This window comes from Acidovorax sp. GW101-3H11 (assembly GCF_001633105.1).
Classification (GTDB): domain Bacteria; phylum Pseudomonadota; class Gammaproteobacteria; order Burkholderiales; family Burkholderiaceae_C; genus Acidovorax.
Window position 1 is genome coordinate 54,493 of the sequence record NZ_LUKZ01000006.1, and the last position, 16,250, is coordinate 70,742.

The 16,250-nt window shown below is 59.6% G+C and carries 11 protein-coding genes and 2 pseudogenes; 2 read left to right on the forward strand and 11 right to left on the reverse strand.

Features of this window, described 5'->3' with window-relative positions:
• The first annotated feature begins 21 nt into the window (after positions 1–21).
• Positions 22–375 carry a phage holin family protein gene (locus tag A1D30_RS04970; protein WP_063459689.1) on the forward strand — a complete coding sequence of 118 codons (354 nt, stop codon included), beginning with the start codon at positions 22–24 and terminating at the stop codon, positions 373–375.
• Here A1D30_RS04970 and A1D30_RS04975 read toward each other — a convergent pair.
• The gene (locus tag A1D30_RS04975; RefSeq protein ID WP_242421790.1) at positions 343–1,812 is read right to left on the reverse strand and encodes a M48 family metalloprotease; all 1,470 of its coding nucleotides are present in this window, start codon (positions 1,810–1,812) and stop codon (positions 343–345) included. The genes A1D30_RS04970 and A1D30_RS04975 overlap by 33 nt on opposite strands.
• A gap of 195 nt (positions 1,813–2,007) precedes the next feature.
• Here A1D30_RS04975 and moaC point away from each other — a divergent pair, with 195 nt between their 5' ends.
• On the forward strand, positions 2,008–2,493 hold the full coding sequence (moaC, locus tag A1D30_RS04980; protein WP_063459690.1) for a cyclic pyranopterin monophosphate synthase MoaC: 486 nt from the start codon (positions 2,008–2,010) through the stop codon (positions 2,491–2,493).
• A gap of 62 nt (positions 2,494–2,555) precedes the next feature.
• On the opposite strand, the pseudogene A1D30_RS04985 reads toward moaC, so the two are convergent.
• From A1D30_RS04985 to sucD, 10 genes and pseudogenes are all read right to left on the reverse strand, one after another.
• Positions 2,556–3,522: pseudogene (locus A1D30_RS04985) on the reverse strand (integrase core domain-containing protein).
• A 114-nt stretch (positions 3,523–3,636) separates the two neighbouring features.
• Positions 3,637–4,025 (reverse strand): annotated as a pseudogene (locus A1D30_RS04990) (transposase); the annotation flags it as partial.
• A 183-nt stretch (positions 4,026–4,208) separates the two neighbouring features.
• Positions 4,209–4,973, reverse strand: a complete 765-nt coding sequence (gene tfpZ / locus A1D30_RS25440) for a TfpX/TfpZ family type IV pilin accessory protein (protein ID WP_131798418.1) — start codon at positions 4,971–4,973, stop codon at positions 4,209–4,211.
• A gap of 1,886 nt (positions 4,974–6,859) precedes the next feature.
• The gene (locus A1D30_RS24650) at positions 6,860–7,306 is read right to left on the reverse strand and encodes a pilin (protein WP_082836327.1); all 447 of its coding nucleotides are present in this window, start codon (positions 7,304–7,306) and stop codon (positions 6,860–6,862) included.
• 312 nt (positions 7,307–7,618) lie between these two features.
• On the reverse strand, positions 7,619–8,404 hold the full coding sequence (locus tag A1D30_RS04995) for a 3',5'-cyclic-nucleotide phosphodiesterase (protein ID WP_063459692.1): 786 nt from the start codon (positions 8,402–8,404) through the stop codon (positions 7,619–7,621).
• A 30-nt stretch (positions 8,405–8,434) separates the two neighbouring features.
• Positions 8,435–10,699 (reverse strand): adenylate/guanylate cyclase domain-containing protein, encoded by a 2,265-nt coding sequence (locus A1D30_RS05000; RefSeq protein ID WP_063459693.1) that lies wholly within the window; start codon positions 10,697–10,699, stop codon positions 8,435–8,437.
• A gap of 84 nt (positions 10,700–10,783) precedes the next feature.
• On the reverse strand, positions 10,784–11,434 hold the full coding sequence (locus tag A1D30_RS05005; RefSeq protein ID WP_063459694.1) for an FHA domain-containing protein: 651 nt from the start codon (positions 11,432–11,434) through the stop codon (positions 10,784–10,786).
• A 41-nt stretch (positions 11,435–11,475) separates the two neighbouring features.
• The gene (locus tag A1D30_RS05010; protein WP_082836328.1) at positions 11,476–12,264 is read right to left on the reverse strand and encodes a Stp1/IreP family PP2C-type Ser/Thr phosphatase; all 789 of its coding nucleotides are present in this window, start codon (positions 12,262–12,264) and stop codon (positions 11,476–11,478) included.
• A 17-nt stretch (positions 12,265–12,281) separates the two neighbouring features.
• Positions 12,282–14,903, reverse strand: coding sequence for a serine/threonine-protein kinase (locus A1D30_RS05015; protein ID WP_242421791.1), 2,622 nt, complete (start codon positions 14,901–14,903; stop codon positions 12,282–12,284).
• Between the two features lie 436 nt (positions 14,904–15,339).
• On the reverse strand, positions 15,340–16,236 hold the full coding sequence (gene sucD, locus A1D30_RS05020; RefSeq protein ID WP_007860711.1) for a succinate--CoA ligase subunit alpha: 897 nt from the start codon (positions 16,234–16,236) through the stop codon (positions 15,340–15,342).
• Positions 16,237–16,250: the final 14 nt, after the last annotated feature.

A 16,250-nucleotide genomic window follows, 5' to 3' on the forward strand; every position in this document is an offset into this window, starting at 1 on the left:
GGCCAGTGCTATTCTTTGGCCATGAAACTTCTTCTCAAATGGCTGCTCAGCGCAGCCGCGCTGTTGTTCGTGGCGTACATCTACAGCGGTGTCGAGGTGAAAAGCTTTCCCTCGGCATTGATCGCGGCCTTTGTGATCGGGCTGTTCAACGTGGTGCTGCGGCCCGTGCTGGTGGTGCTCACGCTGCCGGTCACCATCGTCACGGTGGGGCTGTTCCTGTTTGTGATCAACGCGCTCATGTTCTGGGCCGCCGCCAGTGTGCTCGACGGCTTCCATGTCGCGGGTTTTGGCGCAGCCCTGCTGGGCTCGCTCATTTATTCGGTGCTGGGCGTGGTGATCGAGTCAGCGCTCGGCGGCCTGTTCGCGAAGAAGTGATTCCATGGCGCGCAGCCGGGTGTCGATGATCGACGCCTCGATGTGGTCTGCTGCGGCGCCACCTCGGCGGGCCAGGTCCTGGCCTGCTTTGAACCGGTCCACCGCCGCCGCATAGTCATACCGCGCGGCATGGGCCTCGGCCTCCGCGCGGATGGCGCGCAGCCCTTGGCCCTGGGCCTGCCACACGGCCGCCAGCAGCTGCCATGCGCTGGCATCCTTGGGGTGGTTGGCCACCCAGGTCTGCAATGAACTCGCCGCCGCGCTGGCCTGGACCGCCTGGAGCAGGATCCGGGTGCGCAGCAACAGCTCTGGCCTGCGTGTGCTGGTGCCGACGCCTTTGGCTTCTGGCAGTGCCGTCTGCGCTGCCGAGGCATCACCAGCGGCCAGCTCAATCTCCGCACGCAGCAAGCGCACGAGCCGCAGTGCGGCAGGGTCTGCCTGCGCCAGCGCTTCGAGCTTTTGCACAGCCGACCGTGCGACCGCCATGTCCCGCAGCTGCTGCGCCCCCAGGGCGGCGGCATACAGCGCTGCCGCACGCCGTTGCGGCGGCTGCGCCGCGAACCCGATGCCTTGGGGCTCCTGGACCCATTGGCGCAAGGTGTCCACCCCGGGGTTGGAGAGCACCCGGGCGCGGGCCGCCACCATGGCATGCTCCAGCGAGGTGACCCCTGCCGTCTGGCCTGGGTTGGCGCCAGGGGGGTGGCGCGATTGCATGTCCGCCATGCGCTCGCTGGTCAGCGGATGGCTGCGCAGGTAGGGCCACGAGCCATTGTCATTGAGTCGATTGGCCTGCTGCAGCTTATCAAACATGCTCACAAAGCCCAGAGGCGAGAACCCGGCGGGTGCCATCAGCCCGTAGCCGATGCGGTCCGCCTCCCGCTCCATGTCGCGCGAGAAGTTCAGCTGGTTCTGCATGGCCAGGGCCTGGCCGCCCACCACCAGGGCCTGCGTGGCGCCGGGGTTCTTGCTGGCCGCCAGGGCCCCCAACACCAGCGCCCCCAGCAGCAGCGGGGTCTGCTTGCTCTGCTGCGTGATCAGGCGCGAGATGTGGCGCTGGGTCACATGGCTGAGTTCGTGCGCCAGCACCGATGCGAGCTCGTCACGCGTCGCCACCACCCCCACCAGGCCCAGATGCACCCCCAGGTAGCCACCGGGCAATGCAAACGCGTTCACCGTGCGGTCCCGTCCCAGCAGAATCTCCCAGGCGAAGCGCTCGTCCAGCTCGGCAGACAGTTCTCCGCGCGCCCGGGCCGCTTCCATCAGCGGCTGCCAGATGCCCTGCACATAGTCTGCGATGACCGGGTCGTCGATGTAGTCGGGGTCCCGGTACAGCTCCCGGATGATGCGGTCGCCCAGGCGGCGCTCAGCGCTGGTGGTGAGGTCGCCGCTTTCGCCGAGAGTGGGGAGCTGCGACTGGGCATGGGCCGGAGAAATCAAGAAAATTGCTACTATATTTATAGCAATAAAGGCTTGGCTAGCGCGCCAGAAAGGCAATATTTTGCTAAAAATGGCGAGGGGATGGGGCCGAAAAGGGGCGGCGAGCCCCCGGTGCCAAAAGCGATTCCGCATGCCCGTATGATGCCCTGAGCCACCGATTGTTTCGTAACAACAACCATTTGACGACCCACTGCCATGTCTTCCCTCACCCACTTCGACGCCCAAGGCCAAGCCCACATGGTGGACGTAGGCGCCAAACCCGCCACCCACCGCATCGCCGTAGCAACTGGCCGTATCGAGATGCAACCGGCAACCCTGGCCATCATCGAAAGCGGCACGGCCAAGAAGGGGGACGTGCTGGGCATTGCCCGTATCGCAGGCATCATGGCCGCCAAGAAAACCAGCGATTTGATTCCGCTGTGCCATCCGCTGGCGTTGACGCGGGTGGCGGTGGAGTTGGAGTCAGTGCCCGCCGATAACGCCGTTCAGTGCACCGCCACCGTGGAAACCGTGGGTCCGACTGGGGTGGAGATGGAGGCGCTGACGGCGGTGCAGGTGGCCTTGCTGACCGTCTATGACATGTGCAAGGCGGTGGATCGGGGGATGACCATCCATGGCGTCCACGTGAGAGAAAAAAGAGGCGGGAAGTCGGGTGGTTGGCTAGTAAGGGAAATCCGGTGAACCAGTGAACTGTAATGTTTAATTGGGAGCTCAAATCGAACCCCATGCAAGACGTGATGACGCTAGCTCATCAGCAGTGAGTAGATGCCGCATCCCAGACGATCATATGCATGTGGACGCTTGTGAAACAGGTGCGGGTGAGTCTGATACCACTCTTCTATCGCTTGCACGGGCGTCTTGCTCTTGAGCGCTGACTGTAGCAACTGGTGGCTTTACAAGGCCACACAATGCAGCAAGGTCTGCTCCATGTCCTCGCGGCTGTTGAACCGGTGAGTCTTCAGAACGTCTGCAATGCGACCATTAAACCTTTCGACCATGCCATTGGTTCTCGGTGTTCTGGGCTTGATCAGTCGGTGCTCTATGCCCAGCTCCTTGCACAGCTGGTCAAGTTCATGGTTGCCACTGGGTTCGCTTTCCCGGCTGGGCCGCATATTCCTTACCATTGTCGGTCAGCAGCTTGGTGATCCTGAGCGGACAGGCCTTGTGCAATGCCGTCAGGAAGGCCTGCGCACTGGAGGTTGTCTTGTTGCTTGAGCTGCACAAACACCCAGCGCGTAGCCTGGGTAACGCCTGCTGCTCTCGTCTTGCATCTGGGGCAGGTACTTCGCGTCCATGTGCACATAGCCTGGCTCGCAGCTCTTGAAGGTCTTGTGGGCCACCACAGGCTCCTGGGGCTTGAAGGCGGTGAGGTTGCCCGCGTCATGGCGGCGCAGGCACCGATCAGGGCCCGAGCGAGAAACATAGGGACAGATGAATTCCCGTGTCACGGCCAGCAGGTCATCCAGCGGCCGCATCAAGGTACGCCGCAGGTGAACCACCACAGTTTTTCGTGCTGGCGTGAGCACCGTCTGCAGGTGATAGGCTCGCGTGTGAGCTGTCCCCAAAGATAGAGCGCTGCTTCCGCTTGTAGACCGTCTGCTCGGTGATCCCAAAGCGCTGGGTCAGGACACTGGCTGGCTCATTGCGGGCTGCGATTTCGACGCACACGGCGGGAGTGGTGCGGGCGTTCTTGCGCAGGGCACCCAACATGACTTCACTCCCTGGGTGGATTGCAAGGACTCTATCAACTCCCTCAGGACGGCTCGAGCCACGAAGAGGGAATAGCGGTTGAAGTCTACGCCATCGTCCGGGATGCGATAGCTAGCGTTTCCACACTCTTTCGCCCAGAAGCTTGATATCAGTGTTGTCTACCAGCAGTTCTTGCGCCGTGTCGCGGTGCTTGTAAGTCAGGTGCACCGGCACTGTCTTCTGGCTGCAGCTGATGGTGCTGAAACCGAGCTCGCGCCAATTGAGCTTGGCCAGGCAAAGCAGCCTGTGAACGAGACCCAGACTCTGGCGCAGGGCAGGCAAAACAGGCACATGATGCTCAGGCAAAACTGGATGGCCGCATCCGTGAACGTCTGCTGGTGACCCTGCTTGGCATTGGCTGGTGCACACCACTGCAGTCTTCATTCTCCCAAATCGTCTGGCGTCCTTCGGGTTTTGAGCGCAGCGTTGTACTCAGCCCGATTGGTGGTCTCGTGGCGAGCTTTTGCCCATAGGGTTCACTCAAACTCCCCGCTATCAGTTCGTGCAACTGGGTGTTTGCAACGAAGCCGCTCAGATATCTTTAATATCTAATTAATTTAATAATTTAGTTCAAAATTTTCTTTTGAATAATTCGCTGCGAGCTCTTTTTTGTGAAATTAATGCGATTGATGAAATTATTGGAGTGCTTAGAACGAATCTAGTGGAAGATATCCTGCGGGCATGACAGTTGATCGATCAATAATAATGGTCCAAACTGTACCTCGGCTCAGCAAAGGTAAGTGGCAAAGGCCATATTCTTCGGCCCCTGTTTGGGCAATTAGATTGTTGATGTCTGATTCACTCTGCGGGAATTTTTCTTTAAGTGTAAACATGCTTTTACAAGCGCTGAGAACATTGTTTTTTGCCATTTCATAGGGCTGCCACAAATTGGGTTGCTCAGACTCGGTAACTCCATGAAGTGCAATGGTCATGGTTTCAAGTTGCTCATCTCCGCGCTCTGGTTTTCGCAATGAAATAATTTTTGGCCCATAGAGTGGAATATTTTTGAATGGGCTGGATGATTTTTCTAAAATCATAGGGTCTAAATCAATGGCATGTACTACGCTGAAGTTTTTGTATTCAAACACCAAATAGACGGGGCGAGCGACAAAGAGCGTCCACATGCCGTACGCCAATGCGGCACTCTGCAATATGGCAATGGCAATAAAATCAAGTGCGATGGCTTGCCGTGATTTTTTTCTGCTGTAGATAACAAAGGTTATCATCGGGCCGATAACAATGTCTATTGATATTAGCAATAAAAAAAGATCGTTGCCGCCTGATATTTTTTGATACGGAGATGGGTACCAAATAAAAAAAATAAATATTCCAGCTAACAGTCCAAGCCCCAGACTGGCTAGGAGATGAATGCAGGAGGCTTTTACCTTGCTCTTCCACTCTGAGGCGGGCATAGTATTTTTTGGTAATTGATTTTGACTATTTTATGCTGCGCATCGTTTGATTAAATGGCAGGTTGAATGGCGCGCCTGATTGTACGAACGCAGCAAGCTTTTTTAGGGATTCATTCTCCGATTTTTCAGCTGCAAGCACATAGATTTCCGCAGATTCTTTGTCAATCTGAATTGAGCGCCAAGCGAGATGCCGTGCGAGATCAAAGTCACCAGCGAGTGCGGCAACTTGAGCATATCGGATCAGGAATTTCCCATCCATATGCGCATGGCTGGCCAGCTTGAAAAACTCCAATATTTGAGGCATTTCATTTATTTGCGCGCCATTTGACACATACATTGCCTGCGCATAAGCAATTTGGGGAGAGAATATCCAGGAAGCCTTCGTGTTTTCATGCCTTTGGGCTGCGGTCATTGTATGGCTGGGGTCGTAATTTTTTGCAATTTTTGTGTGAATGTAAATGCTGTAAATAGAGCATGTCAATATGAAAGACAGTAAAACAACCCGCACGCTCCTATATCTTTTAAGAGATGCATCGCCTGATGATGATGGTTTTTCGCCCGAATGGACTCTTCCCGAGGAAAATCCTATCAAAAAGGCTGTGGGCATGAGAAATGCAGCATACCAAAGTGGATGCTCCAGCATTGAGTGAATGAAAATTATTNGAAAATTTTGAAAAACCAAAAGATTGCCAGCAGTGTTATAACTATGGTGAGTGGCCAACCGTGTTCAACAGCCCATTGCAGGATTATGTTGTGTGCGTGATCGAATGCCGCTGGTGCACGGGGATCCAATGGGGCATGCATGAAACAAAAATTGAATTGATTAAAACCGCATCCCATAATGGGATTTAAGAGCGAAATTTCAAATGAATTCTTCCAAAGTTGCCAGCGTAGACCGGTAGGGTCAGCACTAGAAATTCTCTCGCCACCGTGAAAAAAAAGAATGCCTTGCTGGCGTGCATATTCTGCAAGGTACCAGGTTGCTGTGTAGAGTAAAATTAGATATGCATATGTGAAATTTAACCTCGTCTTGCCTCGGGCCTCGGAGTAAACTCCCCAGCAAGCAATGAAAAGAAGTAGCAAAATGGCCATTCTCGATCCCGTAAAGACGAGGCATGGGGTCAGCGCCAGTAGTAGCAATGCTAACGTAATGCGATGAATTTCTTTCTGATCGCGCAGCCAGCATGCAGACCATATTCCAATCGCAAGAAGGGATGCTAACTGATTCGGTTGGCGTACATTGGCGAAAACTCTTCCTGGTTCGGTCAGTGGGGATACCCATGGAGGGAATCGAATATCAAAAAACTGAAGCCAGCCGATTATTGCGCTGCAGACGGATGCGAATAATAATGAGCATGCGATTGTTTTAAATATTATTTTCGATTCATCTTTGGTTGAAATATGAAATCCATGTGCAGCTACTAACAATGTTAGAGTTAAGACGGCGATTGCTGATGCGAATGTAGATGGGAAGCCAAGTTTGCTGGAAAATAAATCAAGCGCAATTTTTAGTGAAAATAAAATTCCTGCGCAAAAAATAAAATTCGCATCGGCAGATTTTTTGAAATGCAGATTCCAAAACGAACCATTCTCTATTTGAGATCCGGAGAGTAACAAAAAAAGTGACCATCCAATGACGGCGGTCGCATTCGAATTAAGCTGTGGAACAGGGAGGGATGCGTAAGGTTGAAGCCAAGGTGCTGAAATGGCGAAGAACAACGCGACTACGCAAATCAAAAATCGCTTGCGACTCATGTCTTGTTGCGCTGAGTTGAGTGACTCTGTCATGTGCGTATGATCGACACATGTTGTGCCGTTTGAGGGGCAAAAACCAAAAAGGGGCTGGAGAAAATCTCCAGCCCCTTTACGTGAGAGCAAGGCTCAAATTAACGGCACTGTGCGGGCCGGTACTTAGCCACAACCGTACCAGTGTTGCATGCCCATTGAATGCTACCGCCAGTGGGTACTGTAGAGCTGGCTGCGCTGCCTACAAGTGCTGCGCCGCCAGACGTGGGGACAAAAATGACCGTACCATTGCCAGCACGAGAGGTTGTGGTTGCTGTAATTGCGCCAGTAGCTTGCGAGATGGCCAAGCTCGTCAGATTCGAAGAGGCAGAAGGAGCCACAAAACCTTGGTCAAAAGCAGTTCCGTTAGAGGCATTCTCTGCGACTGCTGTTTTGGCGCCAGATGCGGCAACGAGTGCCTCAGACACGCGTGCACGCACAGTGTAGTCTTGGTACGCAGGCAGTGCCACGGCAGCCAGAATACCGATGATCGCAACCACGATCATCAGTTCGATCAGGGTAAAACCCTTTTGGATAGAGCGCTTCATGAAAAACTCCTAGGAAAGTTGCAAATGCGCAGTTGCTATGCAATCCGCGTGCCTGCTTGGCTGCCTGCATCGGGCGGCTGCTGGATTGCGGTGCCCAGCCTCGCAACGGGCAACTTGCGCCCCTATAAAGGGGTGATGAATCAACAAAGTCAAGCATTTGACGAACAAACATCGGCAAAGAAGCGTGTTCTTCAACATTGTTCACAAATCTCCAAGGAGGTCGGCGCTTGAGCGATCCGCTGCGCGCCAAAAAAGCACCGTCAAACCCTCTGGCCTAACATTTTTGTCAGTCAGTATTGTCAAGCTGGTACCTCACACCTCCAGCGCTTGGCCCGCACCCAGCCACCGGATGTCATGTGGGTGCAGAGAGCCGCTTATGCCATCCAACCGTCGGATCTCCTCCATGATGAGTTCGGTCTCTGACGGCTTGGTGTGTGTGATGTATATGGGGTAACGATTTGCGGGATCGATATGCGCCAACTCCTGAGCCAGGGTGTCGGGCGACAGGTGCAGGCTGCGGCGCGCGAGTTCGCGTTCGCGGTTGCTGAAGGCGGTTTCTATGACAAGGTAGCTCACGGGCATCGCGTTAACCCGGTCCCAGAACGGCTGGTTGCGTTCGGTGTCACCGCTGAAGACCCACCAGCCCGTGTGCCCCCGCACGGCGAAGCCGACGGCCGGGACGGTGTGGCGTGCGGGGAGCGCCTCGATCTCTGTGCCATCAATCGCTATCAAGTCGCCAGTCTCGAAGGGCTGGTATCTGAGGAATGGCGCCGCTTGCGATGGAATGGCACTGAAGTCTGGCCAGATGATGTTGTTGAACACGTGGGCCTGGAGCGCCTCGATGGTGGCGGGCAGTGCGTGAACCTGTACGGGGCTGCGGCGCAAGGATGAGACGGAATCCAGCATCAGCGGCAGTGCGGCGATGTGGTCGAGGTGGGAGTGGGTGAGGAGCACATGGTCGATGCGGCCCATTTCCTCCAGGGTCAGATCGCCCACGCCGGTGCCCGCATCGATCAGGATGCTGTCTCCAACCAAGAACGATGTCGTGCGACAGTCCTTGGCGATGGCACCGGAACAACCCAGCACGCGAATCTGCATGTGAAGCCTTCCCGCTATTTGCTTGCTCGCCTACTTGGTATCGAAGTTGGTGGCGCTGTCCCAGTCTGGGTTGTAAGGCAACAAACGAAGACTGGACACGCGCTCTGCGTACAACGCGTGCAACACGGCGTGAGGCTCAAACTCTCTCAGCCGCGTCAACAGTGCATCACATTGTGCCCATTCCTGGGCAGCATAGGCAGCGAGAAATTGCGTCCACACCTCCAGCTCTTCCGCTTGGCGGTGTGGTAACTGGTCCAGTTTGGCCAGCGGCTGGTAGATGGGGACGGCCTGGGCCTTGCCTTTGACGCGGACACGGTCCATCTGTTGCCAGGCGAATTGGGGGGCCAGCGATTTGGCGCTTTCGCTCACCACAATGGCGGTTCCGTAGTGCTTGGACAGGCCTTCCAGCCGGGAGCCCAGGTTCACGGCGTCGCCGATGACGGTGTAGGCGCGCCGGATGTCTGAGCCCATGTCGCCCACGCACATGATGCCTGTGTTGAGTCCGATGCCCACCCCGATTTCAGGCAGGCCACGCTGCCGGTGGTCGGCATTGATCTGCCCGATGGCCTGGGCCATTTCCATCGCGGCCGACACGGCCAGGTGGGCGTGGTCCGGGGTGGCGACCGGTGCGCCCCAGAAGGCCATGACGCAATCGCCCATGTATTTGTCGATGGTGCCCCGGTGGCTGCGGATGATGTGGGTGAGTTTGCTGAACACCTCGTTGAGCAGCGCCTGCAGCTGTAGCGGTTCCATGCGTTCCGACATGGCAGTGAAGCCGCGCATGTCGCAGAACATCACGGTCAGCTCGCGGTTGGTGGCCTGCATGCTGTAGTGCTCGGGCTGCTTCACCATCTCGGCCACCAGTTCGGGCGGCACATAGGCGCTGAACAGCGTGGCCAATTCGCGTTTGGAGCGGCTTTCCACAAAGTAGCCGTAGGCCATGTTGAGTGCAAACGCCAGCAGCGCCATCACCACGGCGGTGGCGAGTGGCAAGGCCAGCCCATGGCCCAGATAGAGCCAGAGGTTGAGGCCCACCAGCGATGCCACCACACCGCCGCTGAGCAGCACGGCTGCGGACGCTGACAGCAGGGGCAATGCCACGGCCAGCAGCAATCCGGCACACAGCAGTTGCAAGGCATCAAATCCTACGGCGTAGTCGGGCCGCACGATGTTCTTGCCGTCCAGAAAGGCCGAGAGCACATTGGCATGCGCCTCGACGCCCGGATAGGTTCTGCCGACAGGGGTCACCCGCAGGTCCAGCAGGCCGGGGGCGGTGGAGCCCACCAGCACCAGCTGGTCTTTGAGCTGGCCAGGCGGCAGCTTGCCCTCCAGCACATCCGAAGCCGAGACGTACCGGAACGAGCCACCCCGGGCGTCGCCCGGGCCCCGGTAGGGGATAAGGGTGGCCAGCTGATCGTCCACCGGCAGGGCCAAGGCGCGGCCATCGGCGCGAAGCACAATGCTCTGCAGGGCGTCGTGCGAGCCGTTGGGGACTGGGTTGGCGAAGCCTGGGTGGATGTCTGGCGAGCCAATCACGGCGCGAAACATGGCCAGGGCCAGGGATTCGTAGTACTGCCCCTGGTACTCGGCCAGCAGCGGGAGGGAGCGCACCACGCCATCTTCATCGGTGATCGAATTGAAGAACCCGGCGGTGGGTGCGGCGGCGGCCAGACTTTCGATGTTGCTGCTGTAGCCTTTCCACGACGTGGCAATCAGTGGCAGGCCACGCAGGCGGTCCAGCGGCAGCGCGGGCGGGGGGAGTGCCCCTTTGGTAATGCCGTCGCGGTCATCGCCTGAAAGGTAGTAGCCCAGAACCACCTGGCGGCCTTGCAGTGATTGCGCAAACAGTGCGTCGTAGTTCAGCGAAGGTGCGAGGCGCTCCAGCTGCTCCTGAAACCCGGTTTGATTGCGCAAGGGGCCTTGGGCCAGCTCGCGCAATGTGGACAGGCCCGAGCTTTCGTCCGCCTCGGCGAACACCACATCGAACCCCAGCACGGAAACCTGTTGCCGCTCGAACAGTTCGCGCGCCAGGGCTGCCAGCTTGTCGCGCCTCCAGGGCCATTGTCCGACCTGACCCAGGCTTTTTTCGTCGATGTCGATGATGACGATGCGCTCGTCCAGCGTGCGGGGCATGGTGACCCGCAAGCGCGTGTCATAGATGATGTTGTCCAGCCGCTCCAACACCTGGAGGTGAAGCACATCCGAGATGTGCAGCAGCGCAAAAACCAGCGGTATCAGGGTGACGGCAATGCGCCGCCAGCGGCGCAGAAACAAGTGCGAGAGCTGCTGTCGCATGGGCTTGGCCGCATGGGGGTGTCAGTGTGGGCGACAGCGGCGCTGGTGCAGTTGCCGCCAGGGCGCCGCACCATGCACCGACCGTCAGGCTTGTTCGAACTGCATCTCGGTGCCGGCCAGTTCCAGCCTGTCTCCATGCTTGAGCGGCACGGGAGACGCGCCGATGGAGGAGCCGTTGAGCAGCGGCATTTCAGGGCCCTCCACATGGGCCAGCACAAAGCCCTGGTGGCGCTTGGTGATGGACGCAACGGCCACGCCGGGCTTGCCAATGGTTGTCACCACCTTCTGCAGAGACACTTCACGCCCTGCCGCCGCGCCCGACATGACGCGGATCACGGCGGCGATGGGGGCCGGGGCGGGCGCTGCCGGGACAGGCCGTGCCGCTGTGCCCACGGGGGGAACCATGCCCGGCTTGAAGATCATGGTTTTTTCGAAGTTCTGGCCTTCGGCTTCCTGCAGAAAGCGAATCTTGTACTTGCCCACTTCGATCGTGTCGCCATTGCGCAGATCCTGGCGCTTGACGGCTTTGGCATTCACATAGGTGCCATTGGTGCTGCCCAGGTCTTCGATCTCGACCTCGTGTTCTGCCATGTGGATCACGGCGTGTTCCCCGCTCACGGCGAGGTTGTCGATCACGATGTCGTTGTACGGGCGTCGGCCGAGCGTGGTCCGCTCCTTGGTCAGTTGCACTTCCTTGATGACGACCCCGTCGATTGAAACGATCATTCTCGGCATGATCCACTCCTGATGTGATGAATTGTTGTGGTTTGGGCCGTTCAGGCGGCCCCTAGCAATCGGGACATGAGGCCGCGCTTCTTGCCTCCCGCAGCGGCCTGCACCAGCAGCACGCTCACGTTATCACGCCCGCCGTTCGCGTTGGCGGTGTCGATGAGCAATGTGGCTTTTTCTTCGAGTGGAAGTGGCGCGCGCACCATCTCCGCCAGGTCGGGGTCGGACACCATGTCCGTGAGGCCATCCGAGCACAGCAGGAAGAGGTCATTGGCAGCCACCTGGAACTCGTTGACTTCCATCATGACGTTGGGCTCCACGCCCAGGGCGCGGGTCACCAGATTGCGGTTGGAAGACAGCGCCGCCTGCTGGGCTGTCAGCAGGCCGGCATCGATCTGCTCTTGCAGCCACGAGTGGTCCCGCGTGATCTGCTGCAGCGCACCATCCCGCAACCGGTAACAGCGCGAGTCGCCAATGTGCCCGAGGATGAGGCGGCTGCCATGGAACACGGCGACGACGAGGGTGGTTCCCATGCCGGCATATTGGGGGTTCGACAGCGATGCGCCCAGGATGGCGTGGTTGGCATTCTCCACGCAGATTTCCAGCGCACGCCGCACATCGGTGGATTGGGGCGTGGTGCCCGCCTGGGCCAACCAGCGTGCCATTTCCGTGCGGATGAAGGTGGTGGCCATGCCGCTGGCAACTTCTCCGGCGTTGTAGCCGCCCATACCGTCCGCCAGTATGGCGACCTGCGCTTCGCGATCGACCGCCACCGCATCTTCGTTGTTGGTGCGCACCCGGCCCTTGTCGGTTCGCGCGAAAAATTCGTAGGTCATGGATGTGTGGGCGAGCGTCATTGGGCGCCTGAAACGGGCGGAGCTGACGCTCCCCGCACAGCGGGGGGATCCATCACGGTTTCCTGAAAATCCGTCATCTCATGCCCTGTTGCTTCGCGGTCCGCATCATAGACCACTGTTTCGGGCGCGGGCGGGCTCTCGGCACCGGCTGTTCCAGCGGCAGCCTGCCGCAGATCGGCGGCAAACTGGCGGCCTGTCTGGTAGCGGGCCTCCGGGCGTTTTTGCAAGGCCAGCGCCACCACCCGGGCAACGGCGGGAGAGAGGTCGGAGCGCAACTCGCGGATATCTGGTGCGTCCACACTGGCGATCTTGTGCATCAGCTCGGTCATGGAGGCGCCCCGCAGCGGAAGGGTGCCGGTCAGCAGCTGAAACAGCGAGATGCCCAGCGAATACAGGTCCGACCGGCCGTCCACCTTTTTCCCGGCGAGCTGCTCTGGCGACATGAAACTGGGGGTGCCCAGCACCAGCCCCGTGCGGGTCTTGCTGGAGTCGGTAATGCGCGCAATGCCAAAGTCCGTCACCTTCACCGCGTGGGTGGCGCTGTCAAACATGATGTTGGCGGGCTTGATATCGCGGTGCACCACGTTGTGGGCATGGGCGTAGTCCAGCGCATCGGCCACACACGCGGCAATGGACAGCACGGTGGGCACGGGCAGCAAATGTTCCTTCGCGCAGGCATAGGCCAAGTCCCGGCCTTTGAGGAACTCCATCGCGATGTAGGCCAGATCATGCTCTTCGCCAGCATCGAAAATGGTCACGATGTGGGGGTGCTGCAGGCGCCCGGCTGTCTCGGCTTCGCGGAAGAACCTGGCCCGCGCATCGATCAGCGCATCGCCTTCGAACTCCTGGCCCAGGGCCAGGGTCTTGATGGCGACGACACGCCCGATTTTGGGGTCCCGCCCCAAGTAGACGATGCCCATGGCCCCTTTGCCGATTTCCCGGTCGATCTGGTAGCGACCCAGCATGGGCATGCCCAGCGTGGCGTCACCCGGGAGCCGTGGGTTGGCGGTGCCCTGTGGGGGGATGGATGCAGGCTGGCTATTGGGGCCGCCGCTGTCGGCCTTGGCGCGTGCCCGCTTGTAGCGGCTTCGCGTGTCCTTGTATTGCTTGTTGTGCCGCAGGATGTGTTCGTACACCGCCTTGGCCTTGGCGAAGTTGCGCTTGCGTTCGAAGTCTTCGGCCAGGTGGTACAGGTTGTCCAGCAAAGCGTCGCTGGCGGGCACTTTGCGCAGGCGCTCAAATGCCATGTCCAGCTGGCCCTGCCCGTGCAGGGCCAGTCCCATCATCCGGTCCGCTTCTGCGGCTTCGGCCGATGGTGGGTAGCCCCGGCCGTTTTTCCAGCCGAGCAGCAGGCTCGCGGCGACTCCTGCAGCGAGCCCGGTGGCAGGCAGCGCCAGCGCAACCCACAGGCCTGCGTAATGCAGCAGCCCCCACCCGGCGGCTGCGAGTGCCAGCACCAGCGCTGCGCCAACACCCAGCGCAACAGGCGCCCGTACCCGGTGGGCCAGCAAGGCCACGTACAACAGTGCGCCTGCCGCCACCAGCCCCGATGCCCAGGGCCCCCAGGTGGGTTGCTGCACGCCCAGGCCCAGCCGGATCGACGACACGGTGCGCGCCAGTGTCTCAACGGGGTACAGCGTGCCTTGCCCCCCCTGCGGCGCCAGCGCCTCGGTGTTGCTGCCCACCAGCACAATCTTGCCCTTGAAGCTGCTGGCAGGCGTTTTGCCGTCGAGCACGCTGCTGAAGGAGAACGTGGGGAACGCCGGGTTGTCGCCCGGCACCGTTTGCACACGCGGTTGCATCACAGCAGTGGCATCAGTTGCAATGTGCAGCCCTCCCAGGCGCAGCCCGGGGGGCGTGTCCTGGGTCTGCAAGTCACTCGACCCCAGGTGAAGGCTGTGCTGGGCCGCCAGCAGGGCCAGCGCAGGAATCCCGGCGTTGTCGTAGCGCAAAAGCAGGGGCACCCGGCGGGTTTTTCCATCCTCGTCCACCTCTGGGTACAGGTGGCCCACGGCAGCGGCAGAGGCCCCCAGGTTTCCAGCGGGGTGCTGCGCGGACTGGACGGGCGTGGCGAAGGTGCCGGGGTCGGGCAGCGTGCTGCGGCGCACATGGGACGGCAGCGCTGTGGGCGTGCCCGAAGGGGCGTAGCGCGATGCCAGCAGAACGTTGCCCGCGCGCTGGATGGCACTCGCCAGGCGGGCATCCGTGTCGAGCGCCTGGTCGGCGTCGGCAGCGATGCGGCTGAGTTCTGTGGCCAACGGGCCGTTGTCGCCGGAAGCGGCAAGCAATTCCCGGATCTTGCGCACATGGCCCAGGCCCCGGTCACTCTGGGGTTCTGTGAGGTAGGCGGTGTGGACGATGGTCTTGGCGCCGCTGGCTGCCAGCTGATCGATCAGCCGTGCGTGGATGTCACGGGACCAGGGCCAGGGGCCCAGCGCGGCCAGGCTTGCGTCGTCGATGTTGACGATGGCGATTTCAGGCAGGGGTGCGGGAGTGGTAGTGCGGATGGCCGCGTCATACAGCGCAAGGTCCAGCCGCTGTGCAAGGCCCGTGACCGCACACAGGGCCACTACTGCCAGCCCCGCCAATGCGCTCCAGAAGCCATCGGTACGCCACACATTCAGTCGCCGTGCCGAGGATTTTCTGCCCACTTGCTGTTGTTCCACTCAGGTATTGAACAGCATTTCAAGCAATAACTGCGCCCAGCCCTTGGGGCAGCCATTCCCGCAGATTTCTGTACCAAACAACGCGGTGGGAATGCTTCCTGTGCCGTTCTTGTCGGGCGCGGGGCTTGGCATCCGGCGGAGGTGCCATTTTTGTCACCTGGGGCGACACTTGCTCCCGGCGTGTGGACTTGTGCCGCCACCCTGGCATCGGTGCAAAGCGTCTTTCTTTTGGGGTGACAGGGCCCCGGAAAAACACCTGTGGACAGTTCTGGGGGCAAAAAAAAAGCGCCCGGAACCTGGGTTCCGGGCGCCTGGGGCCACTGCGGACTTGCCCATCTGGCGGCTGCCATGCAAAAGCGCATGGCGGTTGCCGTGGGCGAAGCGTGCCTTACTTCAGCTGGGCCTTGAGCAGCTTGCCCAGTTCCGAAGGGTTGCGGGTGATGATGAAACCCGACTCTTCCATGATGGCCAGCTTGGCATCGGCCGTGTCAGCACCGCCGGAGATCAGCGCGCCGGCGTGGCCCATGCGCTTGCCGGGAGGGGCGGTCACGCCAGCGATGAAGCCGACGATAGGCTTCTTCATGTTGGCCTTGCACCATTGGGCGGCTTCGGCTTCATCCGGGCCGCCGATTTCGCCGATCATGATGACGGCGTCGGTGTCTGGATCGTCGTTGAATGCCTTCATCACGTCGATGTGCTTCAGGCCGTTGATGGGGTCGCCACCAATGCCCACGGCGCTCGACTGGCCCAGGCCGACTTCGGTCAGCATGGCCACGGCTTCGTACGTCAGTGTGCCCGAACGGGACACCACGCCGATGCGGCCCTTGCGGTGGATGTGACCGGGCATGATGCCGATCTTGATTTCGTCAGGCGTGATCAGGCCGGGGCAGTTGGGGCCCAGCAGCAGGGTCTTCTTGCCGCCTGCGGCTTCCTTGGCCTTCATCTTGTTGCGCACTTCCAGCATGTCGCGCACTGGGATGCCTTCGGTGATGCAAATCGCCAGGTCCAGGTCGGCCTCGACGGCTTCCCAGATGGCGGCAGCAGCGCCTGCTGGGGGCACGTAGATCACCGACACGGTGGCGCCGGTCTGCGTTGCGGCTTCCTTGACGGAGGCGTAGATCGGGATGTTGAAGATAGACTCGCCGGCCTTCTTCGGGTTCACGCCCGCCACGAAGGCGTTCTTGCCGTTCGCGTATTCCTGGCACTTCTCGGTGTGGAACTGGCCCGTCTTGCCCGTGATGCCCTGGGTGATGACCTTGGTGTCTTTGTTGATGTAGATCGACATGTGTGTTCTCCGGG

What these genes read in the sequence shown, in the direction of transcription:
- A1D30_RS04970 (WP_063459689.1), top strand. Translation starts at nt 22, where the DNA reads ATGAAACTTCTTCTCAAATGGCTGCTCAGCGCAGCCGCGCTGTTGTTC.
- A1D30_RS04995 (WP_063459692.1), bottom strand. Translation starts at nt 8,404, where the DNA reads ATGCAGATTCGCGTGCTGGGTTGTTCCGGTGCCATCGCCAAGGACTGT.
- sucD (WP_007860711.1), bottom strand. Translation starts at nt 16,236, where the DNA reads ATGTCGATCTACATCAACAAAGACACCAAGGTCATCACCCAGGGCATC.
- moaC (WP_063459690.1), top strand. Translation starts at nt 2,008, where the DNA reads ATGTCTTCCCTCACCCACTTCGACGCCCAAGGCCAAGCCCACATGGTG.
- A1D30_RS05000 (WP_063459693.1), bottom strand. Translation starts at nt 10,699, where the DNA reads ATGCGACAGCAGCTCTCGCACTTGTTTCTGCGCCGCTGGCGGCGCATT.
- A1D30_RS24650 (WP_082836327.1), bottom strand. Translation starts at nt 7,306, where the DNA reads ATGAAGCGCTCTATCCAAAAGGGTTTTACCCTGATCGAACTGATGATC.
- A1D30_RS05005 (WP_063459694.1), bottom strand. Translation starts at nt 11,434, where the DNA reads ATGCCGAGAATGATCGTTTCAATCGACGGGGTCGTCATCAAGGAAGTG.
- tfpZ (WP_131798418.1), bottom strand. Translation starts at nt 4,973, where the DNA reads ATGCCCGCCTCAGAGTGGAAGAGCAAGGTAAAAGCCTCCTGCATTCAT.
- A1D30_RS05010 (WP_082836328.1), bottom strand. Translation starts at nt 12,264, where the DNA reads ATGACCTACGAATTTTTCGCGCGAACCGACAAGGGCCGGGTGCGCACC.